Annotated in this window: 21 protein-coding genes and 1 tRNA gene; 9 read left to right on the top strand and 13 right to left on the bottom strand. The window is 30.8% G+C overall.

Annotation, left to right across the window (positions count from 1 at the left end):
* Positions 1-170: 170 nt before the first annotated feature.
* Positions 171-335: a hypothetical protein gene (locus EW14_RS10530; RefSeq protein WP_197049591.1), complete on the top strand. Its 165-nt coding sequence runs from the start codon at positions 171-173 to the stop codon at positions 333-335.
* A gap of 176 nt (positions 336-511) precedes the next feature.
* Here EW14_RS10530 and EW14_RS09305 read toward each other — a convergent pair whose 3' ends face one another.
* The 3 genes from EW14_RS09305 to EW14_RS09315 all read right to left on the bottom strand — a co-directional run bounded on the left by EW14_RS09305 (position 512) and on the right by EW14_RS09315 (position 4,504).
* Positions 512-1,222 (bottom strand): histidine phosphatase family protein, encoded by a 711-nt coding sequence (locus EW14_RS09305; protein WP_081925772.1) that lies wholly within the window; start codon positions 1,220-1,222, stop codon positions 512-514.
* Positions 1,223-2,791: 1,569 nt separating this feature from the next.
* Positions 2,792-2,974 (bottom strand): hypothetical protein, encoded by a 183-nt coding sequence (locus EW14_RS09310; RefSeq protein WP_042851180.1) that lies wholly within the window; start codon positions 2,972-2,974, stop codon positions 2,792-2,794.
* A gap of 1,260 nt (positions 2,975-4,234) precedes the next feature.
* Positions 4,235-4,504 carry a hypothetical protein gene (locus EW14_RS09315; RefSeq protein WP_042851182.1) on the bottom strand — a complete coding sequence of 90 codons (270 nt, stop codon included), beginning with the start codon at positions 4,502-4,504 and terminating at the stop codon, positions 4,235-4,237.
* A gap of 45 nt (positions 4,505-4,549) precedes the next feature.
* Here EW14_RS09315 and EW14_RS09320 point away from each other — a divergent pair, with 45 nt between their 5' ends.
* From EW14_RS09320 to EW14_RS09330, 3 genes are all read left to right on the top strand, one after another.
* Positions 4,550-4,759, top strand: coding sequence for a hypothetical protein (locus EW14_RS09320; protein WP_042851183.1), 210 nt, complete (start codon positions 4,550-4,552; stop codon positions 4,757-4,759).
* Between the two features lie 554 nt (positions 4,760-5,313).
* A complete protein-coding gene (locus tag EW14_RS09325; protein ID WP_042851184.1) occupies positions 5,314-5,694 on the top strand; it encodes a hypothetical protein in 381 nt (126 codons plus the stop codon).
* 21 nt (positions 5,695-5,715) lie between these two features.
* A complete protein-coding gene (locus tag EW14_RS09330; RefSeq protein WP_042851185.1) occupies positions 5,716-7,566 on the top strand; it encodes a YadA-like family protein in 1,851 nt (616 codons plus the stop codon).
* 139 nt (positions 7,567-7,705) lie between these two features.
* Here EW14_RS09330 and EW14_RS09335 read toward each other — a convergent pair whose 3' ends face one another.
* The 4 genes from EW14_RS09335 to psbZ form a co-directional block, all read right to left on the bottom strand.
* On the bottom strand, positions 7,706-8,047 hold the full coding sequence (locus EW14_RS09335) for a hypothetical protein (protein ID WP_042851186.1): 342 nt from the start codon (positions 8,045-8,047) through the stop codon (positions 7,706-7,708).
* Positions 8,048-8,395: 348 nt separating this feature from the next.
* Positions 8,396-8,467, bottom strand: a tRNA-Gly gene (locus EW14_RS09340).
* 61 nt (positions 8,468-8,528) lie between these two features.
* On the bottom strand, positions 8,529-9,005 hold the full coding sequence (gene ribH / locus EW14_RS09345; protein WP_042851188.1) for a 6,7-dimethyl-8-ribityllumazine synthase: 477 nt from the start codon (positions 9,003-9,005) through the stop codon (positions 8,529-8,531).
* A 49-nt stretch (positions 9,006-9,054) separates the two neighbouring features.
* Entirely contained in the window at positions 9,055-9,252 is a 198-nt protein-coding gene (gene psbZ / locus EW14_RS09350; RefSeq protein ID WP_002807211.1) for a photosystem II reaction center protein PsbZ, read from the bottom strand.
* A 140-nt stretch (positions 9,253-9,392) separates the two neighbouring features.
* On the opposite strand from psbZ, the gene mutS reads away from it, so the two are divergent.
* Complete coding sequence (mutS, locus tag EW14_RS09355; RefSeq protein WP_042851189.1) at positions 9,393-12,134, top strand: DNA mismatch repair protein MutS; 2,742 nt, start codon at positions 9,393-9,395, stop codon at positions 12,132-12,134.
* Between the two features lie 31 nt (positions 12,135-12,165).
* On the opposite strand, the gene EW14_RS09360 is transcribed toward mutS, so the two are convergent.
* The gene (locus EW14_RS09360; protein ID WP_042851190.1) at positions 12,166-12,789 is read right to left on the bottom strand and encodes a precorrin-8X methylmutase; all 624 of its coding nucleotides are present in this window, start codon (positions 12,787-12,789) and stop codon (positions 12,166-12,168) included.
* A gap of 58 nt (positions 12,790-12,847) precedes the next feature.
* Here EW14_RS09360 and holA point away from each other — a divergent pair, with 58 nt between their 5' ends.
* Both holA and EW14_RS09370 read left to right on the top strand, forming a co-directional pair.
* Positions 12,848-13,849, top strand: a complete 1,002-nt coding sequence (gene holA / locus EW14_RS09365) for a DNA polymerase III subunit delta (protein ID WP_042851191.1) — start codon at positions 12,848-12,850, stop codon at positions 13,847-13,849.
* 39 nt (positions 13,850-13,888) lie between these two features.
* Positions 13,889-15,649, top strand: coding sequence for an aspartate kinase (locus EW14_RS09370; protein WP_042851192.1), 1,761 nt, complete (start codon positions 13,889-13,891; stop codon positions 15,647-15,649).
* 7 nt (positions 15,650-15,656) lie between these two features.
* Here the strand turns inward: EW14_RS09370 and uvrB are convergent, their stop codons facing one another.
* Positions 15,657-17,696, bottom strand: coding sequence for an excinuclease ABC subunit UvrB (gene uvrB, locus EW14_RS09375; protein ID WP_042851193.1), 2,040 nt, complete (start codon positions 17,694-17,696; stop codon positions 15,657-15,659).
* A 29-nt stretch (positions 17,697-17,725) separates the two neighbouring features.
* A complete protein-coding gene (locus tag EW14_RS09380; protein WP_042851194.1) occupies positions 17,726-18,502 on the bottom strand; it encodes a DUF561 domain-containing protein in 777 nt (258 codons plus the stop codon).
* Positions 18,503-18,587: 85 nt separating this feature from the next.
* Here EW14_RS09380 and tilS point away from each other — a divergent pair, with 85 nt between their 5' ends.
* Positions 18,588-19,598: a tRNA lysidine(34) synthetase TilS gene (gene tilS / locus EW14_RS09385; protein ID WP_042851195.1), complete on the top strand. Its 1,011-nt coding sequence runs from the start codon at positions 18,588-18,590 to the stop codon at positions 19,596-19,598.
* Here tilS and EW14_RS09390 read toward each other — a convergent pair.
* From EW14_RS09390 to EW14_RS09400, 3 genes are all read right to left on the bottom strand, one after another.
* Entirely contained in the window at positions 19,595-21,580 is a 1,986-nt protein-coding gene (locus EW14_RS09390) for a ribonuclease J (RefSeq protein WP_042851197.1), read from the bottom strand. The two genes, tilS and EW14_RS09390, sit on opposite strands and share 4 nt — an antisense overlap.
* A 77-nt stretch (positions 21,581-21,657) precedes the next feature.
* Positions 21,658-22,563, bottom strand: a complete 906-nt coding sequence (dapA, locus tag EW14_RS09395) for a 4-hydroxy-tetrahydrodipicolinate synthase (RefSeq protein ID WP_042851198.1) — start codon at positions 22,561-22,563, stop codon at positions 21,658-21,660.
* The gene (locus EW14_RS09400; protein WP_042851199.1) at positions 22,560-23,591 is read right to left on the bottom strand and encodes an aspartate-semialdehyde dehydrogenase; all 1,032 of its coding nucleotides are present in this window, start codon (positions 23,589-23,591) and stop codon (positions 22,560-22,562) included. Before EW14_RS09400 ends, dapA begins: the two co-directional genes overlap by 4 nt.
* A 124-nt stretch (positions 23,592-23,715) precedes the next feature.
* Here EW14_RS09400 and tig point away from each other — a divergent pair, with 124 nt between their 5' ends.
* Entirely contained in the window at positions 23,716-25,158 is a 1,443-nt protein-coding gene (gene tig, locus EW14_RS09405; protein ID WP_042851200.1) for a trigger factor, read from the top strand.
* Positions 25,159-25,191: the final 33 nt, after the last annotated feature.

Here is a 25,191-nt window from a genome sequence, read left to right on the forward strand (position 1 = left end):
TAAGGACGATTAAATAAAGAAATAAGTCATATATGTGCTGTAATTTTGTAAGAATTACTCTTCAAAGAATGATATTTAAATGTTATGGTTAATTTACGTTCATCCAATTTATATTTCTGGACGCATAATATGGGAATAGGGAACGGGATTCTCATTAACTGCAAAAAACCATGAATAACCTCTTACAAATAAGAGAAAAAATCAAAAGAGCTAATAGGCTTTATGAAGCCCAACTTTTAGCAACAAAAAATGGAGAAGTTACTCCATACAAAAGATCAGTGTTTGGAGAAAGAGTCAGGCAAGCCAAAAAAGAATTGGAATTGCAAGATTTTTAAATCAAAATTCTTACTTTAAAGCTGATCATAAAAAGGGGGGAACCCCCTTTTTATCATATTAAATCTTAAAACATTTTTAGAATTACTTCTCAAGACATATTTTGCCGACAGAAATCCAACCCGCGACTTAATAATCTTAAGTAACTGTAAATAATTATTAGATAAAGATGTATTTGCTATAACTTTGCCCATTCTTGAGGTAGGATATTCGATATTAATTGAAATTTACCTTTCTCAAGGGGTTTTATTATATAAGCGATTCCTTGAGGATCAGGATAAATACCAGTCGCTGATTCAAAAATATCATCATGGCCAACAATAATTGTATTTTTACCTTCTTTTGGCCGTTTCGAAAGAATTGGAGTTACATTTTTAATCATTAGGTCTACATGATCAGAAGTATAGTCTTCATAAGGTAAGAAATTTAGGCGAGAATCTTTTTGATCAACCCTCCCAAACGCATAATTTGCTGTTTTCCATGAGCGGCAATATTGACTAGTAATAATTTTACCGATTGGAATTTTTTTATTTGTAAATACCTGTCCTATATCTCTTGCATCTTGAATTCCTTTAAAACTAAGTTTTCTTTGAGTTGAGCAATCTGTTAAGTCTAAATTTGGGTCTGCTTGATCAGCATAATCTTTAAAAGTTTGAGCATGTCTAAAATAAATAACATATCCTCCATTCCTCAAATTATTTAGAAGCTTTTTGGGTTTTATCAGGTCTTCAAAATCTCGATTTGCAATTTCACCTTCAGAAAGTGCTAGTTGAATTTCACTTTCATCGACAAAATTTCTCTCATTTTTTGTTAGAGACTTTGCATAAGTATTATATGCAAATCCAAAAATTAATACTGCATGAAATAAAACCAGTTTTTTTATTTTCATAATTAATTTAAAAACTAACATTTAATATAAACAAAGTTTTGAACTTTCAATGTAAAATTTATACTGAGATTGATGTTTTTTGAGCTTCTGAAAAAGCTTTTATTTACAATATATAAGAACAAATTTTCATTCCTACAAATTAATATAGTTACCTCTAAAATTTTTAAATATATATTTAAGCGTCTTACTAAATTATCAATAAAAGAATCATTTAGTTTTTTACTCTATCTCAGTTATACCTTGAAATTTAATTACCAATATCACCTTAATATTTTTCTTAAGGAGTTGAAAATTATAAAATAATCTCTTTTTTGGATGATTAAAATTAATAAATATATTTTCCACTTTACTGCGCTTAGCTAGAATATGGTTATAGATATAAAATTAAGTAAAAGCTGTATTTTTTAAATTTTATTTTTATACGATACTTTCTGTTTCTTTAGCTAGATAATTAATACCAAGCTATTGATATATTTTATTCATTGGAAAGTATAATTAATTCCTTTGACCTTAAAGAAAGATAATCTTGTTTTGCAAAATCTTTTTTAAAACGATACAGACTAAAATCATAAGTGACTTAATTATCTATGGCACTATTTAACGTTTTCAACGTAACTAAGATTTTTAGTTTATTGCTTTAGAAGTTGCCAAACTTTCTGGCTTATTAAGTACTAAATTTAATTACTTTTATAACCAAGTCCAAAAACATAACATTACTTATTTAGTATAGTTTCTTACCAGATTAATAATGAGTATTTGCTAATTTAAAATTAAGAAAATTTTTCAACTTATATGATAAAAGTTATTAATAGAAAAATGAGATTTTTCAGATGGCTAAATTCAAGCATGATCCTACTTCTATCAATTATGTCGTTAATTTCTAGTCTTTTTCTATATTTAATTCTCTTGATAACTTTAAAATGAATATAAGTTAAAAAAGAACTTATTTAGTCCTTTAAAGAAACTTTCAAAAAGAAGTTTTTAAAAGATACTTGATACAATTTGACCAGTAAAATAATAAGTTCCAATAAGAGCTAATATCGCAGAAATTTCGGCGTTCTTATAAAGATTCTCATTTTTTTCATTCGTAAATTTTTTCCAAATCTCACAATAAGTTATCTAGATTGCATATCTATAAATTAATTATTCAAGTTTTTAAATACTGTAACTCTTTCTAATAAATTGTATTCGTTTAAAGATTAAAATAAATTTCATTGATAATTGATCAACTTAATTTAATGCGCTGATTTAATTCTTTGATTTTACTATTACTGAATTATTGAAGTAATATTTTGCGATTTATGAGTCTTAATCAAACAAAAATAAAGTATTTATACATTGATGAAATTGTAAAATTCAAAAAGAGGCGAATCTTTTTTAAAGAATAAAGAATAGTAAAAAGTTAAAGAAATCATTGGACTTGGTATAGAATTTAACTAAAAAGAATTTCAAGCTAATAAAATAATTTCTAATTTAAAAATTAGCAACATTTATTTATTTAAAATTAAATTAAATAAAATAAAAACGATGTAGTCCTAAATTAATAAAAAAATATTTATATTTAGATATTTAATTTAGAAAATTATCATAAAAGCCGACAATTAAATTTTTAGATGAAATCTTGAGAAACTTTTTATGTACCTTATTACTAAATTCTTTTTCATTTAGATAGTCAAATAAATCAGCAGGGTCAATGTTCTCGATGAACCATGCATCATAATTTACATAACTGACTGACTCCCAAGAATACATAACTAATAATTAGCTAAAAAAAAATATAAAAAATGTACAAATACTACAAATTTATGTAATTAAATTTTATTTTTTTATAGCCTAATAATCATGTTGAGATACCAAACCAGCAAGTCCAGCCATTTTTAGCTAATTTTCACCCTAATAGTTTTAAGATTCTTAAGAATTAAATAAGAATTATCTGAATATTTTTATGAGTAAAAATTTTGTTTCACCAAGGTTAAATATTAAGAAGAACAAGTATAAATTATTTTATCCATAAGAACTTTGTAATTAAGATTGAGTGTAATTCTCTTCCTCACTAAATAGTTTATTTTTTTAAATAAATGATAAGACTTATTAATGAAAATTTTTTTGGTAATATTACTTTTATATATACCGAAGATACTTAACCACTTGAAGCTCACGTTGCTTGTCTGGAGATAAAGAGTATAGAAAAAGAAGGAAAATACTTTGACCCTCAGCTTTCTTCTGGTTGGTTTAAATATTATAGCTTTTTTTAATATGGCTTAACCTTAAACCTCAAAACTTTTTCTTTCTGGTAAATTTTCGAAGGTAAAGAAGAAATGCAAAAGTTTTTGCAATCTGTAAATATAGGAGATATAGAATATAAAAGTAAAAGTATTCCTCTTCATTCTCAGAATTTTAAAACTATTAAACTCATACAAAGCATGAGAATTATAAGCTAATTTTAAACCATGCATCCAAAAAAGGTCGCTTTTCTATTTTCTCATAATATCGCATTTCTAATTACAAGGTTATGAATAAATACTTATTACTTATGTATATGAGAAATTATATTATTGCACTTGCCTATTCCAAAATAAATAGAAATAATTACATCAAAGATCTTTTAACTTAATAAATCAACAAAACACCTTCTAGTTGATCAAAGTAACAAGCCTTGGCTAAGAATTAAAGATTTAATTTCTGGGAAAGTTGAAAAATATATAAATGATTCATATGACAATGAAAAAAAATTTTTGTCGAGAAGAAAGATTTAATCTTTACCAGAACTGAATCTCTTATTTTAGTATTTAGAGGTATGAAGGGAATTTTGTACAATAATGCATTCAAGAATAAGCCATTTGGTAACTTAAGTTCAGATTATTTTATTGGTGGCTACAAAATCCTACATTTCTAAAAAAAATTCATAATGTTGCTTCAAAAGCAGCTGGATTTTGGGAGATACGCTTGTTAGCCATAAACCATAAAAACAATCTATTACTATTAGATCCCACGACAAAGTAGTGGGATATCTTAATTGTTACTAGGGAAATACCCCTGTCTATTTTCATTTAACCCTTTAAGTTCTTTAATGCTGTTCTCTATCTCATCTAATTGCTCCTCAAGACTAGGGGGTATTGGTTCTGGGTATATATTTTCTATAGTCTTATAAGAAGCGTAAGCGAATATATATACGCATGTCATGTAAAAGAAATTTCTAATGGATTCAGGAGCATTTTCAAGAATTGCTATAATTTTTTTGATCATCAATATACAAAAAGCAACTGATAATTTATCATTCATAAGTTACATTACTAAACATTACTTGTCTACTCTTATTAAGTAATAGTGAATCAATTGGTTAGTCAGCTTGTCGAGAAATATAAAGATTTGGCAAATAAGATTATAGATGAATTTGATGATCATATTAAGAAGGGAACAGTGTATATTGATGATTACCCTGATTTTGATGAATTTTTTACAATCCTTGGAATTCTTCCAAATACTTTATTGAAATTATTGGATCAATTTGAGAAAGATTTAAGGAATGAGATTTAGTATTTAATCAATTTAAAATTTTTTATCTTAAATTATTTACTAAGGGAAAAAAGGCGTCTAAAAAAACAAATGAATAAAACTCTTTGGCCAGTATATCTAGATTTTATCTACATTCTTACATTGATTACTATATAATTATTTTCAAAGTCGAATATATGATTACAATTCTCAAATTGAAGCGAAAGACGAGTGCATTAAATGGGTTAACGAAGGTTTTAAGTATTCTTATGAAAAAGCATTCCAGACTAGTCTTTATGAAGGTGATAAAATTAATAGTAAAACCAAAATAAAGACCTTTACAAAAAACAATCCTTATTGTGACTATGAAAGCTCAACTAATCAATATTTAGGTTATGAAGAAATTGGCGTAGAAAAAGGAGGTTTTTACGAAGAAAATGTTTATAAGAACATAGAAATTCATAAAGAAATAAAAAAAGTATTTTAGATTTTAATACCAAATTTAAATTGACCTAGTATTGAAAATAATAAATCAATTCTGTGATAAAATTAATAATAAAAATTCAAAAATTATTATTTACATACGATAAAAATTTATGAATAGATTATTTTTTCTAATTTTACCTTTTCCAATTCTTTTATTAAGTTGTGGCGCTGGATCTTTTTATGAGGCAAATCTGAGCTGTGAGGAGTGGCTGGAACAAGGTGGGTTTTATGTTGCAATTCTTGAAGGAATTAAGAAAAATGATAAAAACATGAATCTTCCAGAATACGTATTTGATGATGTTAAAAATAATTTTTCTATAAGAAAATGTATTTATGATAAAGAGACGAATCAAATTTTGGGATTAGAAGTTTCAAATAGAGAAAAAAATAAAACTTATTATTTTCCTGAAAATCAAAGAGTAAAGGATTCCCCTTTAAGGCTTTTTGATTTGGATTTAAAATGGAAAATAGAAAAAAGATTTAAATATTAATTTGTCAGTTTTTTTAATCAAATGAATTACAAGAAGATAAAAAATAATAAATTAATTTTATTAATAATCATTTTTTCTTTCTTCATAAATAATGAAAAGGCATTATCAGATCATACTGCTTGTGCTTCTAATCATACTAATCAAACTCAGAATGGCAATAATTCAAATGTTCTTGGTGATGATGCACGAGCTATTGGCCAAAACTCAATTTCTATTGGGCAATGCGCATTCACTAAAAAAACTAACGCAACTGCTATAGGGCAGAACGCAAACGCTATTACAAATAATGCAACTGCTATTGGTCAGGGCGCAAACGTTACGGGTGCCAATTCAACTGCTATTGGAAAGGACGCACAAGCTGCGAGCGCTAGGGCAACTGCTATTGGTCAGGGCGCAAACGTTACGGGTGACGCTTCAACTGCTATTGGTCAGGGCGCACGTGCTAAGGGTGAAAATGCAACTGCTATTGGTAGGAGCGCATATGCTGAGCACAATAATTCTATTGCATTGGGACATGAAGCATACACAGATCAAGAAAATCAGATAGTTATTGGAACAAGTCAAGATACTGTAACTTTTAGAGGCATGGCAGAATTTGATAGTGACTTAACAGCAACAAATATAACAGCAACAGGAACATCTACTTTATCTAATGTTCATATTGATGACGACACACAATCAACAAGCACTACTAACGGCGCTTTAAAAGTTGATGGTGGTGTAGGTGTCGCAAAGAACTTAAATGTTGGTGGAGCATTAGGAGTAACAGGAACATCTACTTTATCTAATGTTCATATTGATGACGACACACAATCAATAAGCACTACTACCGGCGCTTTAAAAGTTGATGGTGGTGTGGGTGTCGCAAAGAACTTAAATGTTGGTGGAGCATTAGGAGTAACAGGAACATCTACTTTATCTAATGTTCATATTGATGACGACACACAATCAATAAGCACTACTACCGGCGCTTTAAAAGTTGATGGTGGTGTGGGTGTCGCAAAGAACTTAAATGTTGGTGGAGCATTAGGAGTAACAGGAGTAACCACATTAACGGGAGAGTTAAAAGCTAATGGAGGAATTACTACAACAAATATAACAGCAACAGGAACATCTACTTTATCTAATGTTGATATAAATGGAGGAAATATAGATGGCACAGCAATTGGTTCATCCACAGCATCTAGTGGTGCTTTTACAACTTTAAGTGCATCAAATGATTTAAGAGTTGGTGGTGATGCAAACATTGCAGGTGATTTAACATTAGAAAAAGGATCTAAATTATTTATAAATGGAAGAGATATAGAACAATCCATAAATAATGTGGGGGCCTTAAGTGCTGCATTAACAGGTTTGCCAACAGTTCCTACTAACACAAATCTTTCTTGTGGCTTTGGTTCTGGAGTCCATGGAGGTAATCTTGCCTTTGCGAGTGGATGTGCATCAAGAGTTAATGAAAAACTAGCTATAAATGCAGCAGCATCATTTGTCCCTAAACAGGAGTATCAAGGAAAAGATAATGGGTTTTCTGCTCGTGCTGGTTTTGTATTCGAACTTGGGAAACTCAAGAAAAAAAATGAAAAAATAAAGGAAATTAGAGACTCTAATGAAGAAATTAAAAAGGATATTTTAAGACTCACCGTTGAGAAGAAAAAAAATAAAAATGAAATAGCATCTCTGAATAAACTATTGATAAAACAAACCAAATTGTTAGCCTTGCTTGAAAAAAATAATCAAGACATCAAAAAGAATAATAAGTTATTAAGTGAGAGAAATGAAAAACTTATTTCAAGATTAGAAACACTAATTCTTAAACTTGAAAAAATAGATAGATTATCTCCATTAAATTTTGAAGTTTCAAGAAATCAATAAAATTATTAAATAATTTTGCTTCAAGGTTATAGAAAATCATCAATATAAATAGCCAAGTTGTTTTACTGAAACCTTAGACTCTATTTGGGCCTTGAGGATTAGTTCGAACCTGCGACCTAGTGCTCCCAAAGCACCCGCTTTAATTTTTTACTTTTGCTTCTAATCCAACTAATTTCATAAGAACTTTTGCATTAGTTGCAACTGCTGAATATTGTTTTTCTTGCATTGCTCTATACATTGCATTTTCTAAAGTACATACTAATTTTGCTGTCATTTCAGCGCGATTTAGATCCCCTTCCTCAATATCATCTTTTAGTAAAAGGTAGGCCTTGGATGTGATTTCTCTCGCTCTGCGTCTTGAAATATTATATTTTACGGCGACATGGGTGGTAATTGAAGAATAAGCCTGTCCTTCAGCAACTAATTCAGCAGCATGAGCAACCCTTAATTCAGTTTCTTGTTTAGTTGCTCTTTTAGGCATTACCATTTAATTTGCCTATTATTGCAACTTGCTCTTGCTTAAAAACAGACATATCGTAGGCTATAACTGCTTTATTTATAGCATTAAATATTAGTAATTGGTAAAATAAAGTCTTTTCTAGCATGAGTTTTTAGAGTAGCTTTCCCTCTTCTTAATTAATATTTTAGTTCGTCAGAATATAATTAAAGATTATGGTAGAACTTCTATTTTAACTAGCCTTTGTCTATTTATTTAAAAATTACTTTGCTGGTACTGTTTTGCCCTAGATTCTGCCCTAACATAGATATATTTTATTATTGGGTAAAACTTAGCATTAAAAAAGCCCTATCTTAACAGAGCATTTAGGAAAGCGGATGAAGAGATTCGAACTCTCGACATTCTCCTTGGCAAGGAGATGCTCTACCACTGAGCTACATCCGCATAACTTTTTTATTTTATCTTAAAGAAGGGATCAATGATAGAAATGATTAAATTTTTTCAACTAATTTAAATTTTTAATCAAAGATCCCATCTCGATAGCCTGTAAAGCATAATTCCAACCAAGATTATTTTTAATCCCTGCTCTTTCTAGAGCCTGCTGCATAGTATCAGTAGTTAAAACTCCAAATATAATTGGAACATTATTTTCATTTGAAACTTGTGAAATACCTTTGCTCGCCTCAGATATAACTACATCATAGTGGGAAGTTTCACCACGGATCACAGCCCCAAGAGCAATTACAACGTCATAACTCTTTTTTTTCATGAGGGTTTTAGCTGCGATTGGTAATTCGAATGAACCTGGAACCCAAACTATATCAACTTGATTGCTTTCTTCAGAAGTATCTAAACCATGTCTTTTTAAACAATCCAGACAACCAGATAGAATTTTATTTGTAATTAAATCATTAAATCTTGCTATTACAATCCCAACTTTTAAAGTAGAGGCATTAGTAAAAGAACCCTCAAAAATAGCCATTAAATTTTACTTAGATATATTAATAGACTCTCACGAAAAGGTATTAAGTTCAAACTAATGAAGAAACTATCCCTGTAACAAAAACCAAAACAACCCAAACAGCAGCAATAGAATAAATTTTTCTCCTACTTTCTCGCTGCCCTTCCTCAGTAGAAGGTTGAGTCACATATAAAACGGGTACTCCAACTACCGCAATTAAAGAAGCAAATAATAGAGCATTTACGAAGAAAAAGTTAACAGCCTGCATAATTCAGTCTTAAGTTTCAAATATTATAAATACTATAATCTCATGAAAATGATAATTTTTAGAGAAAATTTACATACTTTAGCCACTTTAAATGCAAAAAAAAAATTTCTACCTAATATCTATTTAGGAATTAAAAAAGTATGCAAGAAGATACGATAATTCAAAAGAATTTATTTGCGATTGGTAACGACAATAATGAACAAAAAGAAAGAACAAAAATTCCAGAAGATTTATCTTTGGAAGATTTAAAAAAAGAATCGCAAAAACGACCCAGACAAAGAAAAAATTCAACTAATTTAATAAATAAATTCAAAACTGATTTAATTTCAAATAACAAAAATGTTTACATCAATGAAGAATCTTATAGCTATAAAACAGTTTCAAAACTGAAATTAACTCCTGTAATGAAGCATTATGTAACTCTAAAAGAAGAAAATAAAGATAGGTTATTACTTTATAGATTAGGAGATTTTTTTGAATGTTTTTTTGAGGACGCTGTATTAATATCTAACCTTTTAGAAATAACGCTTACCAGTAAAGATGCTGGCAAAGAGATTGGTAAGATCCCTATGGCAGGGGTTCCCCATCATGCAATGGAGAGATACTGTGCTGATTTAATTAAAAAAAATTATTCTGTGGTTATATGCGATCAATTAGAAAAAAGTTCTGGAAATTATGGGACTCCAATTAAAAGAGGAATAACAAGAATAATTACTCCTGGAACTGTAATTGAAGAGGGGATGTTAATAGCTAAGAAAAATAATTGGATTACTGCTATTTACTTATCAGAAGAAAACTCAGATGAATCTTATGAATGGGGTATATCAAAAGCTGATGTAAGCACAGGAGAATTAATAACTTTAGAAGGCCAATCTCTGTCAAAACTATTTGATGAAATTATTAAATTAGATTCTTCAGAAATCATTGTAGGAAGCAATGCAGTAAGAAATTTATTAATTAAAGGAAATAGTCAAATTACATATACTGTTTCTCAAGAGACTAATTTTGGAATTAATGAAGCAAATTATCTAATAAAGAATTATTTCCAAATTGCAAACCTAGAAGGAATAGGACTTAAAAATTTAAATAATGCAACTAGATCACTTGGAGGTTTATTAAATTATTTAGAAAAAATTAATCCTTCAAATTTAGATAAAGATTCTTCTTTAAAGATCTCATTAGACTTTCCACAAATCCAATATGGTCACAACAAATTAATTATTGATTATCAAACTCAAAAAAACTTAGAAATCAAAAATACACAACGAGAAAACAATTATGTAGGTTCGCTACTATGGAGTATTGATAGAACTTATACTTGCATGGGTGCAAGGTGTTTAAGAAGGTGGATAGATTCACCACTTTTAAACGTTAATGAAATTTATAAAAGACAAAATATAATTACAAACTTTCTTGAATCTAAAAAATTACGTACAGATACCCAAAATTTACTTAGAGCAATGGGGGATTTAGAAAGACTTGCAGGTAGAACTTGTGCAGGTCATGCAAGTCCCAGAGACTTAATTGCAATAGCTGAAGGTTTAAAAAAATTGCCTAGACTAAAATCCATAATTGAATTATTTAAATATGATCTCCCAGATTGGACTGATCAATTAAAAAATATTGATGCAGGACTCTTAGAATTAGCTGATACTATAAGTTTTAAACTAGTAGAAAATCCTCCTCTAAATATTAGTGAAGGAGGAATGATCCACGATGGTGTTGACAATATATTAGATGGTTTACGCAATTTAATGGATGATTACTCTGAGTGGCTAAATAAAGAGGAATTAAAGGAAAGGAAAATTAGCAAAATTTCAAACCTAAAAATTCAATTTCATAAAAATTTTGGTTATTACATTTCTATAAATAAGTCAAAAGTTAATTTAGCTCCACAACATTGGATCAAAAGGCAAACACTTACTAATGAAGAAAGGTATATCACTTCAGAAATTAAAAATAAAGAAAATAAGATTTTCCAAATAAAAAGTAGAGCTTCATCAAAAGAATATGAGATTTTCTGCGAATTAAGAAATATAGTTGCTGAAAAAACAAAACAAATAAGATCAATCGCAAAATCCATAGCATCTCTTGATGCACTACTTGGTTTATCAATTACTTCAGTAGAAAACAATTTTATAAAACCTTCATTAATACCAATAAATGATTCAATGACAAAAAATAGTACAAAAATTATCGCAGGAAGAAATCCAATTGTAGAGCAATTGTTAAGTGATAAAAAGTTTGTAGCAAACGATATCTCTTTTGATGATAATCAAAAATTAATTATATTAACTGGTCCCAATGCAAGCGGAAAAAGTTGCTTTATAAGACAACTTGGTTTAATACAAATTCTCACACAAATTGGCAGCTTTGTTCCTGCTAATAATGCTGAAATCAAGATTGCAGACAGGATTTTCACAAGAATTGGGGCAGTTGATGATCAATCATCTGGACAATCAACATTTATGGTAGAAATGTCTGAAACTGCATCAATTCTAAATCAGGCAACTTCCAGCTCACTAGTTTTACTTGATGAGATAGGCAGAGGGACATCTACTTTTGATGGACTTTCAATAGCTTGGTCAGTAAGTGAATATCTCGCAAAAAAAATTCAATGTAATACTATTTTTGCTACGCACTATCATGAGCTTAACTATTTAAAAAATTCCAATAAGAATATACAAAATTTTCAAGTTTTAGTAGAACAAAATAACGATCAGCTAATTTTTAGCCACAGGATTGTTAAAGGGGGCTCAAACAAAAGCTATGGCATAGAAGCAGCTAAATTAGCAGGAGTTCCAAAAGAAGTTATAGAAAAAGCAAAATCAGTTTTAAATTCTTTAGAAGAAAATAATAAATTAAATTATGATATTCAATAGATTTTTGACATTTTTATAAAATAAATACTTTTTAAATAGTTTCCCTCAATAAGGCATTAACCGCAGCAGCTGCCATGGCAGCACCCCCTCTAGTTGAATTCAAAACAATTCTAGGAAGATCGGTAGAAATTAGTTTGCTTTTACTTTTCTCTACTCCAATAAATCCAACAGGCATTCCGATAATTAAACTAGGTAAATCTTTTGCATTCTCTAAAATATCAATTAAATAAGTTAACGCAGTAGGCGAACTGCCAATAACTACAATAGGTGATTTACTTCCAGAATTTTCAACAGACAACTCCTTCCAACCTTCACTTAAGCCATAAGCAGTTTTAGTTAATCTTGTATGATTATTTTTTTCAAACCACATTCTAGCGGTGAATACTTTATTCCTAGCGGTATTTTCTGCCATGGATTTTATAGCTGCTGCAGCCATATCGGTATCAGTTAAAATCGGAGCGCCATTTTTAAGTGCCTGAATTCCTTTTTCGCAAGCACCTTCACTAAAATTTACAAGATTTTGAACTGAAAAATCTCCTGAAGTATGAACTAATCTCTCTAAAACTTTTTTTTCCAAATAATTTAGATCATTGGCTCCTAAATGAGATCTTATGAATCTGATGCTTTCCAAAAATATTGGATGATCTATTACCATTAAATTTAATTTGTGTTAGAAGTAATCATAGTTAATATATGGATTTTATTGAGCGATTATGCCAATACAAATATTATGGGGTAATGATCTGAATGCTCAAAATACATTTATTCAAAAATTAATAGATAAAGAAGTATCCAATGAATGGAAAGAAATAAACGTAACTAATTTAAATGGAGATGATGATGAGCAAGTAAATAAAGCTTTTGATGAAGTTCTTACGCCTCCCTTTGGAGATGGATACAGAATCGTTACATTGAAAAATAATCCAATTTTTACTGCAAAAAATGAGGATTTAAGAACTAAATTTGAAAAAATTCATGACAATATACCTCAAAATACTTATTTGATTTTACAAAATACAAAAAAACCAGACTCAAGGCTAAAGAGTACTAAATTTTTACAAAAACTTATCAAAAATAATTTAGCCAAAGAAAACTCATTTTCTTTACCAGAAATCTGGGACTATGAGGGACAAAAAAGATTTTTAGAAGATGCAGCAAATGAAATGAATATCAAAATTGATAAAAATGCAGCTGAATTAATTATTGATTCTGTTGGAAATGATAGCTTTAAACTAGTAAATGAATTAGCCAAAGCAAAAACATACCTTTCTGCATTATCAAGTGATTCGAATTCACAACTATTTCTTAAAAGTATTGATGTAAACAAAATATTTAGTGATCATCAATCCAACATTTTCAAAATCATTGATCTTCTCTTAAAAAAAAATATTAATGAAAGCCTCATAGAAATAAATTATTCTTTAAAGAAAGGAGAACCTGCTTTAAGGCTAAATGCAGGTTTAATTAGTCAAATAAGAATTCACACCATTATAAAATTAGCAGTTAATTCAGGAAACGATAATGCAGAAAAAATTTGTAATCTTGCAGGCATTTCTAATCCAAAAAGAATTTTCTTTATTCGTAAAAAAGTCAAAAATGTATCGCAAGAATATTTAATTAATTTAATGAGCAACTTATTAGATATTGAATCATTACTAAAACAAGGTAATAATCCTATAAATGTTTTTACAGAGAATTTAATTAATTTAAGTTAACCAAATTATAAGTTTAAGAATTTACATTATGATTTAAATATGGCTTTACTAGTAAAAAAATTTGGCGGTACTTCTGTCGGTGATATTAAGAAAATTAAAAATATTGCAAGTAGCATTTGTCAAAGTAAAGAAGCAGGAAATGAAATTGTCGTAGTTGTTTCTGCAATGGCGAAAACTACAGATGATTTAAATTCTTTAGCGGAATCAATTAGTGCAAATCCTAATCGAAGAGAATTGGATATGCTTCTCTCAACTGGAGAGCAAGTAACCATATCTCTTCTCTCAATGGCATTAAACGAATATGGAATACCTGCAATTTCAATGACCGGTAGCCAGGTTGGAATTATTACTGAATCAATACATGGTAAAGCGAGAATTCTGGATATTAAAACAGAAAGAATCCAAAATTATATAAATCAGGGTTTTGTAGTTGTAGTAGCTGGATTTCAAGGAACAACATTAAGCCATACAGGTTCAATGGAAATAACAACTTTGGGGAGAGGTGGTTCAGATACTTCCGCAGTAGCTTTATCAACAGCTTTAGGAGCAGAGACTTGCGAAATTTATACAGACGTACCAGGTGTTCTTACTACTGATCCAAGAATTGTTCCTAATGCAAAACTCTTAGATAAAATCAGCTGTGAGGAAATGCTTGAACTTGCAAGCGTCGGTGCTTCAGTTCTTCATCCAAGAGCAGTAGAAATTGCTCGCAATTATGGAATTAAATTGTGTGTCAAATCAAGCCAAAGTGACTCAAGTGGGACTCTCCTAGAAAGTCAAATCCAACCTCTACCGCTAAAAAGAGGAAGCTTAGAATTAACAAAAACAGTCAATAGTCTTGAAGTATTAGAAAACCAAGCAGTATTCAGTCTCTCAAATATTCCTGATAGGCCAGGGATTGCTGCACAAATATTTGAAAAACTTTCAGAAGCAAGTATTAATGTGGATTTAATCATACAAGCTACAAATGATGGAAATAATAACGATATTACATTTACCGTTAGTGAATTAGAAGTCAAAAAAACTGCAGAACAATGTGAACTTATAACTAGTCAATTAGGAGGAGAATATAATCTAAAAACAAATATGACTAAATTAAGTATTCAAGGAGCAGGCATTATGGGTAGACCTAGTGTTTCAGCTGATTTATTTGATACTTTATCTCAAGCAAATATAAATGTCAGGTTAATAGCAACTAGTGAAATTAAAGTCAGCTGCGTAATTGAAATTAATAATATTCCAAAAGCTATTAGATTTGTTGCTGAGAAATTTAAGTTATCCGATACACAAATATTTGTTAATCCAATCAACAAAAAACAAGATCAACCTGAAGTGAGAGGAATTGCATTAGATAAAAACCAAGTTCAAGTAAGTTTTCGAAAACTGCCTGATCGGCCAGGCGTAGCAGCATCGATATGTTTAGCATTAGCTGAAAATAATTTAATTTTCGATACTATCGTGCAGTCTGAAAGAATTTCCTCTTTAAAAACTAAGGATATTAGTCTTACAATGAATAAGCAAGATAGAGAAAAAGCTAACTTAGTTTTTGAGGCCTTAACAAAAAATTTACCCGGATCATACATTGAAGATGGCCCTGCTATAGCCAAAGTAAGTACTGTGGGAGCAGGAATGGCATTTAAGGTTGGAACGGCTGGAAAAATATTTAGAGCATTGGCTGACCAAAATATCAATATTGAAATGATTGCCACTAGTGAAATTAGGACTTCATGTATTGTCTTAGAAAAAGATTGTGACAAAGCAGTAAATGCGATTCATAATCATTTCAAATTAGAAAAATAAGATCTTTTTAATTATTTCTTGCCAACTTTTGTCTTAATTTTTTGATTCTATCTCTCAAATTTGCTGCTTCTTCAAAATTTAACTCTTTTGCAGCATCTTTCATTTTAATTTCTAACTTTTCTATTAAGTCAGGCAATTCTTCAAGCAAGCATTGATTATCGCTGGAATTAAGAATTGAGTCAGTTTTGTTATTAACTATATTTATTAAATCTTTAGATAAACCACCAGCATCTAATTTTCTGGAAAGTTCTAGAAAAGATAATATTGAATTTTCTATTTTTTTACCTGCAGGTTTTGGAGTAATACCATTGACTTGATTATATTTTTTTTGAATAGTTCTTCTTCTTTCAGTTTCAGATATTGCTCTTTTCATTGAATCTGTAAAGTTATCTGCATAAAGCAAGGCAACGCCTTCAACATGTCTTGCGGCTCTTCCTATTGTTTGAATCAATGACCTTTCTGCCCTGAGAAAACCTTCTTTATCAGCATCTAAAATGGCGACTAACGATACTTCAGGAAGATCTAGTCCTTCTCTTAATAAATTAACTCCTACCAAAACATCATATTCACCAACTCTAAGGTCTTGAATAATTTCAATTCTTTCAATTGAATGAATTTCGGAATGCAAATATCTAACTCTTACTTTATTTTCAGATAAAAAATCAGTTAGATCTTCAGCCATTCTCTTAGTAAGTGTTGTCACTAGCACTCTTTGATTCTTTTCAGCTCTAATTCTTATTTCAGATAATAAATCTTCTATTTGACCCTCACTAGGTCTTACCTCAATTACAGGGTCTAATACACCAGTTGGTCTTATAATTTGCTCAATAAAGTCACCATCACATTGATCTAATTCCCATTGACCTGGAGTTGCACTTATAAATAATGTCTGTTTTGATTTTTCCCAAAACTCTTCGCATTTTAAAGGTCTATTGTCTGCAGCACTTGGCAATCTAAAACCATGATCAATTAAAACTTTTTTTCTAGATTGATCACCGTTGTACATCGCATGAAGTTGAGGACATGTTACATGACTCTCATCAACTACCAACAACCAATCTTTGGGAAAGTAATCTATTAAGCATTCTGGAGGTGAACCTTCCTCCCTACCTGATAAATGACGAGCATAATTCTCAACTCCATTACAATAACCCACCTCTTTAAGCATTTCTAAATCATATTTTGTGCGTTGTTCTAAACGTTGAGCCTCTAATAATTTTCCTTCGTATGTAAATTTATCAAGTTGAGTTTTTAATTCACTTCTAATTGCACTTATTGCACTCTCAAGTCTTTCTTTTGGAGTCACAAAATGCTTCGCTGGGTAAACGCTAACTTGTTCCAAACTTTCAAGTATTTCTCCGGTAGTAGGGTCAACATATCTAATAGCCTCGACTTCATCACCAAATAATTCGATTCTTATTAATCTATCTTCATAAGCTGGACCGATTTCTAAAACATCACCTTTTATTCTGAATCTACCTCTAGTAATTTCAATATCATTTCTAGTGTATTGATTTTCAACAAGAGACCTCAAAGAAGAACGTAGATTTATTGATTTTCCAACTTCAAATTTAACTGCAGCTTTTAAATACTCACTAGGTATACCAAGACCATAAATACAACTTATTGAGGCTACAACAATTACATCTTTTCTTTCAAATAATGAGCGTGTTGCAGAATGCCTCAGCATATCTATTTCTTCATTAATTGAAGCAGTTTTGGCTATATATGTATCACTTACAGGTACATAAGCTTCAGGTTGATAATAATCGTAGTAAGAAATAAAGTACTCAACAGCATTTTTTGGGAAAAATTCCCTTAATTCATTACATAGTTGTGCAGCTAACGTTTTATTATGGGCTAATACAAGGGCTGGTCTTCCTGTTTGATGAATTACATTAGCAATAGTAAATGTTTTACCAGTTCCTGTAGCTCCTAAAAGAGTCTGAAACTCTTTACCGGCATTGACACCTTTAACTAATTTTTTAATAGCTTCTGGTTGATCTCCATTTGGTTCGTAAGGAGCTTGGAGCTTATAGTTGTTCATCAAACTATTAGCAAAAGAATATTGCTATACTAAGAAATTTTTTCTCCAATTATTGAATTTTTCAAAGATTCTTTTAAGCCCCTAACAACCGCAATCATTGATATTAAATCATCTAATTTATTCACTACAGATCCAACGCCAACTGCTGAGGCTCCAGAAGATATTGCTAGTGGACAAGTTACCAGGCTTAATCCAGAGGCACTCATGATTGGTATATTCAGAGATTGTTTCTTAAATTCTTGATTAATAGCATAGGTAGCTGCAAGAGTTGGTACTGATTTTTCAAAAAAGCCTTGAATTCCTGGAGAGTAAGGAGTAGAACTGGTTCCGCCTTCTGTTTGAATAATATCAACACCTTCTTCCACTAGCTTTACAGCAAGATCAACTTGTTTATCAATAGGCATAGTATGAGGAACAGTTACTGATAATGGAACATTAGGCAATAAATCCCTAGTTTCTTTTGTAATGTTTAAAACTTTTTTATCTGAAAAATTAATGCCTTTTTCATAAAAAGTATCGTAATTTCCAATCTCAATTAATGATGCTCCTGCTTTTACAGAATCTTGAAAAGATCGAGGCACTACTGAACTAACGCAAACGGGTAGTGTTGAATTCTTAAGTGCTAAATCAACGAGTTCAGGTTTACAAGCAATATCGACAAGATCTGCACCTCCTAATGAAGCAGCCTCAACAATTATCTTCACAGATTGAACATCGAAATTATTCAATCCAGAAATTACTTTGAGTAAAGATTTGCTTCTTAACTCTTCTTGAATTTTTTGTGGCAAAAGATTAATCAGACTCATTTATTTAATGAATTTATTACCCGATTGTGACATTGTTTTAGTAAAACAGTGCATTTTTTAAAAAATATTATCTGAGCAACACAAAATGTCTGATAAAAAATTAACTCAGAAAAATTGGTCATCATGGCATCATCAGCTTCATAAGGAGATCCTTACCAAAAAAATATTAATTCCTAAAGGATCGGATATTTTAATAAGTGTTTCCGGGGGACAAGACTCAATGGCCTTATTAACCCTAATTAATGACCTAAAAAAACTACATAATTGGTCTATTAATGTTTGGCATGGTGATCATCAGTGGCATGAAAAATCCTCACTATATGCTCTTGAATTAAAAAGTTATTGCGAAGATAAAAATATTTCATTCTCTTTTGATCAAGCAAATAAAGAAAATATTTCTTCAGAAGAAAAAGCACGAGAATGGAGATATAAAAAATTATGTGAAAGAGCTAAAGCTTTATTAAATAAAAACCAGCAAAAAGATACTATTTACTTGTTAACTGGTCACACAAGCAGTGATAATGCAGAAACATTTATCCTAAATTTATCTAGAGGGAGTAATTTTGCCGGTCTTAGTAATATTGAGAGCAAAAGATTACTAGAAAATCAAATTTTTTTAATAAGGCCAATTTTAATTTTCACTAGAGAAGATACAAAACAATTTTGTAATGATATGAAAATCCCAGTCTGGGAAGATCCTACAAATTCAGATCTTAAATTAAAAAGAAATTTAGTAAGAAAAAAAATTATTCCTACCTTAGAGATTATCTATCCTGGTTGTTCTGAAAGGATAAATAATTTTTCCCAAAAAATGAGCAAATACAGTAATGAACGTGATGATCTGAGTGAACTAGCATACCTATATTGTAAAGATGAAAAAGGTATCAATAGGAATCTCTTAAATAGTATGTGTATTGAAGCTAGGTGCACAATCTTAAATAGATTTTTAAAAGAAATATCTGCAAAACAGTGTAGTTCTAAAAATCTGACAAAATTAGCAACTTCAATTTATGAAAAAAATAAAGGTCAAACTAACCTACTAAATTTTTTAAAAATTGTTTGGAATAAAAACTATGTAAATTTTGAGAAAAGCTAAGATGTGACAGCAGATCTTCTTCTTCTTGTTCTACCTTCAAATGAATCTTTTATAGCAGTCTCAGCTGATGGATTCTGTGAAACATTTGGACTTTTTTGGGTATTTTGTGGGTTATTTGAATTATTCGGATGATTATTGTTTGATTTCTTATGGAAATTATTATTATTTCTATTTCTATTGGGAAAATTTTGCTCTTCGGTAATCTTTGGAATATAAGCACGAGTTCCACTTGGAGCAGGTTGAACTAAACACAAAATAAGAGGCTCCACTTGTAATTCTCTCCTCATTCTTCTAGATAAACCATTTTCAATTTCTCTTTGTACACCAATCCAATCTACTTCAAAATTATTCGGCCCAGTTTGTCTGGATAATTGTTTCCATCTATTTTCTAAGACCCAGCTTATTTCTCGTTCTGTCCACATAGACATTTTTCTTGGTTCTGCAGTTGTAACAACTCCTCTTAAATTAACTCTGGGAGGTGCAACCATCTTCCCATCTGTACTAATAGGAGCTAAAACAGTTACTACACCATCCCCAGCCAATTGCTGTCTTTCTTTTAAAACTCGAGCATCTACTATCCCATTCCGTGAGTTATCAAGCAGTTCAACACCAGCTTTTACAGGATCACCTTTTTGAATAGAATTAGGTGTTAATTCAACTACATCTCCATTTTCAATAATTAAAATATTGTCCTTAGGAACCCCCATAGTTTGAGCACTCTTGCCATGACAAACAAGCATTCTATGTTCTCCATGAACAGGAACAAAAAACTTAGGTTTTGCGAGTGCCAACATCAACTTTTGATCTTCTTGAAAACCATGACCAGAAACATGAATATTCTCACCCTTTCCATAAACAACCTTTGCTCCGAGTTTCATTAGTCTATCTATTGTATTAACAACAGAAATAGTATTGCCAGGAATTGGGCTAGCTGAAAATATTACAGTATCAGTAGTCTTAAGACGAACATGCTGATGTTCACCACGAGATATTCTGCTTAACGCTGCTAAAGGTTCTCCTTGACTTCCAGTCATTAATAACAGGGTCTCTCTATCTGGTAAATCTCTAATTTGCTTTATAGGAACAAATAAATCATCTGGACATTTCATATAACCAATATCTCTCGCCTTAGCAATAACATTTATCATCGATCTACCTAACAAACCCACCTTTCTTCCATGTTTCATGGCCAACTCTAAGATCATTGTCACTCTATGAACAGAACTAGCAAAAGTGGTAAGGATAACTCGTTCTTTAGCCTCCGCAATATGTTTTTCTAAAGAAGGATAGATAGTCTTCTCAGAAGGACAAAAGCCTGGAACTTCAGCATTAGTAGAATCACTGAACATGCATAAAACACCCTTCTCTCCGTAATGAACCATTCTTTCAATATCAAATTGTTCTCCATCTACTGGCATATGATCAAACTTAAAATCTCCCGTGAAAATAATTGTGCCAACAGGAGTTGTAACTGCCAAAGAAAAACTATCGCAAATAGAATGAGTATTTCGAATAAATTCAACAGAAAAATGTTGTCCAACTTTTACAACGTCTCTTGGATTTACTGTCTGTATAGTAGTTCTATCAGATACTCCTGCTTCCTCCATTTTTCCTCTAAGCATTGACATTGCCAACCTTGGACCATAAATAATCGGAATATTAAAATGCTTTAGATGATGAGAAATACCTCCAATATGATCTTCATGACCATGAGTAACAATCATTCCTTTTATTCTTCTTTGATTTTCTCTTAAAAAAGTTGTATCTGGCATAACAACGTTTACTCCATGCATACCATCAGATGGAAAAGCTAGGCCAGCATCAACAAGCATCAATTCATCTCCATATTCAAAAACACAGGTGTTTTTTCCTATTTCATGTAGTCCTCCAAGAGGTATTACTCTTAGAGCTGGTGTATTGCTTTTAGATCTAGATGAATCATTTGTAGATCTTTTTACGGTTGAATTTGTACTTGATTGCATAATTTTGAAATTTATGAAGGCCTGCTTGTAATCAAATAAGGTTTATTTAAATTTAATTATCAAGTTAAATATAATCCCTATTGTAGGGATTTCAGGATAAAAGATAGATGTTTTTTCATATCAGTAGTTAATGGTGACAAAGGACTTCTAGGATTACCTACATTCCATCCTGATAGCTCCAAAGCAGCCTTAATTGGGATTGGATTAGTAGTCACAAAGAGTGCTTTGAAAAGAGGCTGAAGTTTTTCATGAATGGCAAGCGCATTAGAAATCTCTCCGCGTTGAAAGGAATCAATCATCTCTTTCAATTGCAATCCAACCAAATGACTTGCAACACTTACTACTCCTACAGCACCTAAAGATAACATTGGAAGCAACAATGAATCGTCGCCACTATATACAGAGAGTCGAGAACCACAAATAGCTCTTAGTTCTGTTACTTCTTCTATTCTACCGCTTGCAGCTTTAATACTGAGGATATTTGAGAAATCCATTAGTTTCTTTACAGTAGCAGGTAATAAATTGCATCCTGTCCTTCCAGGTATGTTGTAAAGCATTAAAGGCAAATCCTTAGCAGAATTAGCAATGGAACTAAAATGTTTATACAGTCCCTCTTGAGGTGGCTTATTGTAATAAGGAACAACAACCAAAGCACCATCAGCACCAGAGTCATAGGCTTTTTTTGTAGCTTCTACAGCCTCGCTTGTACAATTGCTACCAGTGCCAACTATTACTTTACAGCTTGCATCCAAAGATCCTTTTACCGCAACAAATAAATCATGCTGTTCCGCCCATGAAAGAGTCGGAGATTCTCCAGTAGTACCGCACAACACAATTCCATCGGAACCGTTCTCAAAAAGATAATTAGAAAGTTTTATAGCTAGTTCATAATCTACATCTCCATTCTCAGTGAATGGAGTAACCATTGCAGTCAATATTCTCCCAAATAGTGGATTATTACACTCAGTTTTGTCTGTAATCATTTTTTTGGAATTAATAACTCAGCTATTTGAACAGCATTCAAAGCTGCTCCTTTTCTTATTTGATCTCCACATAACCATAATTCTAATCCATGAGGCTGACTTATATCAGTTCTTAGCCTGCCAATAGCAACATTATCCCTTCCCATAACGTCATTTGGCATAGGAAATCTATTATTTTTGTAATCCTCAATAACTTCAATTCCAGGAGATTTTTTTAATTCTTCAAGAGCATCTTTAGGCTCAACTACATCGGCAAATTCAATATTGATCGATTCAGAATGTGCTCTCAGTACTGGGACTCGAACACATGTAGCAGAGAGCTTTAAATCAGCAATATTTAATATTTTCCTTGTCTCATTAACCATTTTCATCTCTTCTTCGCAATAATTATTTGAAAGCATAGGGGAATTGTGTAAAAACAAATTAAAAGCAAGGGAGTATGGCAAAACTTCACTTTTTTGAGGATTTCCTTGAAGATATTGTTCAGTTAAAAGTTTTAGTTCCTCCATTGCCAGTTGGCCTGCACCACTAACAGATTGATATGTTGAGACAATAACTCTTTGAATAGTTGAAAGTTTGTTTAATGGAGCTAAAACTAATGTCAACAAAATGGTAGTGCAGTTTGGATTCGCTATTACCCCATCATGATTAAGTACGTCACTAGCATTAACTTCAGGGACTATAAGAGGAACGTTCTTATCTAATCTGAAAGCACTTGAATTATCTATCAGTAAAGCATTTTGATCAATAATGGTAGACAACCATTTTTTTGAAATACTTCCGCCAGCTGAAGCCAAAACTAAATCAAGATTCTTAAATTCTTCCTTAGTTGTTTTTTTTGTAACTAATTCTTCATCTTTCCAAATAATTTTTTTTCCTTCTGACCGCTCTGATGAAAGCAAGACCAATTCTGATATTGGGAAATCACGTTGTTCAAGAATTTTTAGCAATTCAGATCCCACAGCACCTGAAGAACCTAAAACAGCAACTTTTAATGGCCTATTAGGCAAATACGGAGATTGTCTCACACTTTAAAATGATTTTTATAAATAGATTGACTATTTTTTTTACTTTATCAAAAAATTAACTTTCAAGGAAATCACATAATGTGAAATAATTAAGATTCGGCTCATAGTAATAACTTAGAAAAACATGGCTAAAGATGCACTAATAGTCAAAACAACTCCTCTGCCTCAAAGTAGAATTTCATTCGAATTAGAAATACCATCTGAGACATGCAAAACGTGTGTAAATGAAACAATCAGTTCTATCAGTCGTTCGGCTAAAATTCCGGGATTTAGACTTGGTAAGATTCCTAAACAAGTCTTAATCCAAAGAATTGGCATCACACAATTACATGCTTCTGCTCTGGAAAAAATTATTGATAAATCATGGCAAGAAGCTTTAAAAATAAAATCTATAGAGCCACTAAGTGAGCCAGAATTGGTAGATGGTTTTGAATCTTTACTTGCAAAGTTTAGTCCGGAAAAATCACTTAAGGTTACTCTTCAAACTGATGTTGCCCCAGAATTAAAACTTAAAAAATCCAAAGGATTAAGTGTTGAAATATCAAAGACAAAGTTTGATCCTAAATCAATAGATGAAGCGCTAGAAAAATCTAGAAATCAGTTCGCAAACATTATTCCAGTTACCAATAGAGCAGCAAAATTAGGAGATATTGCTGTAGTTAGTTTCAAAGGAAAATATAAAGATTCTGGTAAAGAGATTGATGGTGGAACAAGTGAATCAATGGATCTTGAGTTAGAAAAGAACAAGATGATTCCCGGTTTCGTTGAGGGAATCGTAAAGATGAAAATTGGTGATAATAAAACTCTTAACCTTAAATTTCCTGATGATTATTCTCATGAGGATTCAAGAGGCAAAGAAGCAATTTTTGAAGTAAATCTTAAGGATCTTAAGGAAAAAGAATTGCCTGAACTTAATGACGATTTTGCAAAACAGTCTGGCAACAAAGAATCATTAAAAGAGTTAAAGAAAGATATTGAAAAGCAACTTAAAGATAATTTTGAAAAAACTCAAAAAGATATCAAAATTGAAGCTTTATTAGATGCATTAACAAACGAATTGGTTGCTGAAATTCCAAAATCTATGATTGATATAGAAGTAAGGAATAATATTGAACAAACCGCTCAAAGATTTGCTCAACAAGGTCTTGATGTAAAATCTACTTTCACTCCGGAATTAGTTAAGTCATTAGCAGAGTCCACAAGGCCTCAAGCTGAAAAAAATGTTCAAAGAAATTTAGCTTTAAAAGCATTAGCTGAAACAGAAAACATAAATGTGGAGAAAGATGAAATTGATTTAAAAATGAAAGATTATGAAGATGCCATCTCTCAATCTTCAAAACAAATAGATATTAAAAGATTAACAGAAGTAGTAAGTAACGATCTACTCAAAGAAAAATTAATAATTTGGCTTGAAGAAAATTCTGAAGTAAAAGAAAAAACTACAAAAACTTCTAAAGCTACAAAAACCTCCAAAACATCCAAAGCCGCAAAAACTGCGTCTAAAACTACAAAAACTACAGGAACTACAAAAACTACAAAAACTCAAAATAAAAAAGAAAAAAAATAATTTATGAAATTTCCTACTAATTGAACAAAAACC

This window comes from Prochlorococcus sp. MIT 0604 (genome assembly GCF_000757845.1).
Lineage (GTDB): Bacteria > Cyanobacteriota > Cyanobacteriia > PCC-6307 > Cyanobiaceae > Prochlorococcus_A.

Coding starts and splice junctions, on each gene's coding strand:
- EW14_RS09390 (WP_042851197.1), bottom strand. CDS start 21,580: ATGCAATCAAGTACAAATTCAACCGTAAAAAGATCTACAAATGATTCA.
- EW14_RS09360 (WP_042851190.1), bottom strand. CDS start 12,789: ATGGTAATAGATCATCCAATATTTTTGGAAAGCATCAGATTCATAAGA.
- ribH (WP_042851188.1), bottom strand. CDS start 9,005: ATGGCTATTTTTGAGGGTTCTTTTACTAATGCCTCTACTTTAAAAGTT.
- mutS (WP_042851189.1), top strand. CDS start 9,393: ATGCAAGAAGATACGATAATTCAAAAGAATTTATTTGCGATTGGTAAC.
- dapA (WP_042851198.1), bottom strand. CDS start 22,563: ATGATTACAGACAAAACTGAGTGTAATAATCCACTATTTGGGAGAATA.
- EW14_RS09330 (WP_042851185.1), top strand. CDS start 5,716: ATGAATTACAAGAAGATAAAAAATAATAAATTAATTTTATTAATAATC.
- EW14_RS09305 (WP_081925772.1), bottom strand. CDS start 1,222: ATGAAAATAAAAAAACTGGTTTTATTTCATGCAGTATTAATTTTTGGA.
- EW14_RS09315 (WP_042851182.1), bottom strand. CDS start 4,504: ATGAATGATAAATTATCAGTTGCTTTTTGTATATTGATGATCAAAAAA.
- holA (WP_042851191.1), top strand. CDS start 12,848: ATGCCAATACAAATATTATGGGGTAATGATCTGAATGCTCAAAATACA.
- uvrB (WP_042851193.1), bottom strand. CDS start 17,696: ATGAACAACTATAAGCTCCAAGCTCCTTACGAACCAAATGGAGATCAA.
- EW14_RS09380 (WP_042851194.1), bottom strand. CDS start 18,502: ATGAGTCTGATTAATCTTTTGCCACAAAAAATTCAAGAAGAGTTAAGA.
- EW14_RS10530 (WP_197049591.1), top strand. CDS start 171: ATGAATAACCTCTTACAAATAAGAGAAAAAATCAAAAGAGCTAATAGG.
- EW14_RS09310 (WP_042851180.1), bottom strand. CDS start 2,974: ATGTATTCTTGGGAGTCAGTCAGTTATGTAAATTATGATGCATGGTTC.
- EW14_RS09370 (WP_042851192.1), top strand. CDS start 13,889: ATGGCTTTACTAGTAAAAAAATTTGGCGGTACTTCTGTCGGTGATATT.
- tilS (WP_042851195.1), top strand. CDS start 18,588: ATGTCTGATAAAAAATTAACTCAGAAAAATTGGTCATCATGGCATCAT.
- EW14_RS09335 (WP_042851186.1), bottom strand. CDS start 8,047: ATGCCTAAAAGAGCAACTAAACAAGAAACTGAATTAAGGGTTGCTCAT.
- psbZ (WP_002807211.1), bottom strand. CDS start 9,252: ATGCAGGCTGTTAACTTTTTCTTCGTAAATGCTCTATTATTTGCTTCT.
- tig (WP_042851200.1), top strand. CDS start 23,716: ATGGCTAAAGATGCACTAATAGTCAAAACAACTCCTCTGCCTCAAAGT.
- EW14_RS09325 (WP_042851184.1), top strand. CDS start 5,314: ATGAATAGATTATTTTTTCTAATTTTACCTTTTCCAATTCTTTTATTA.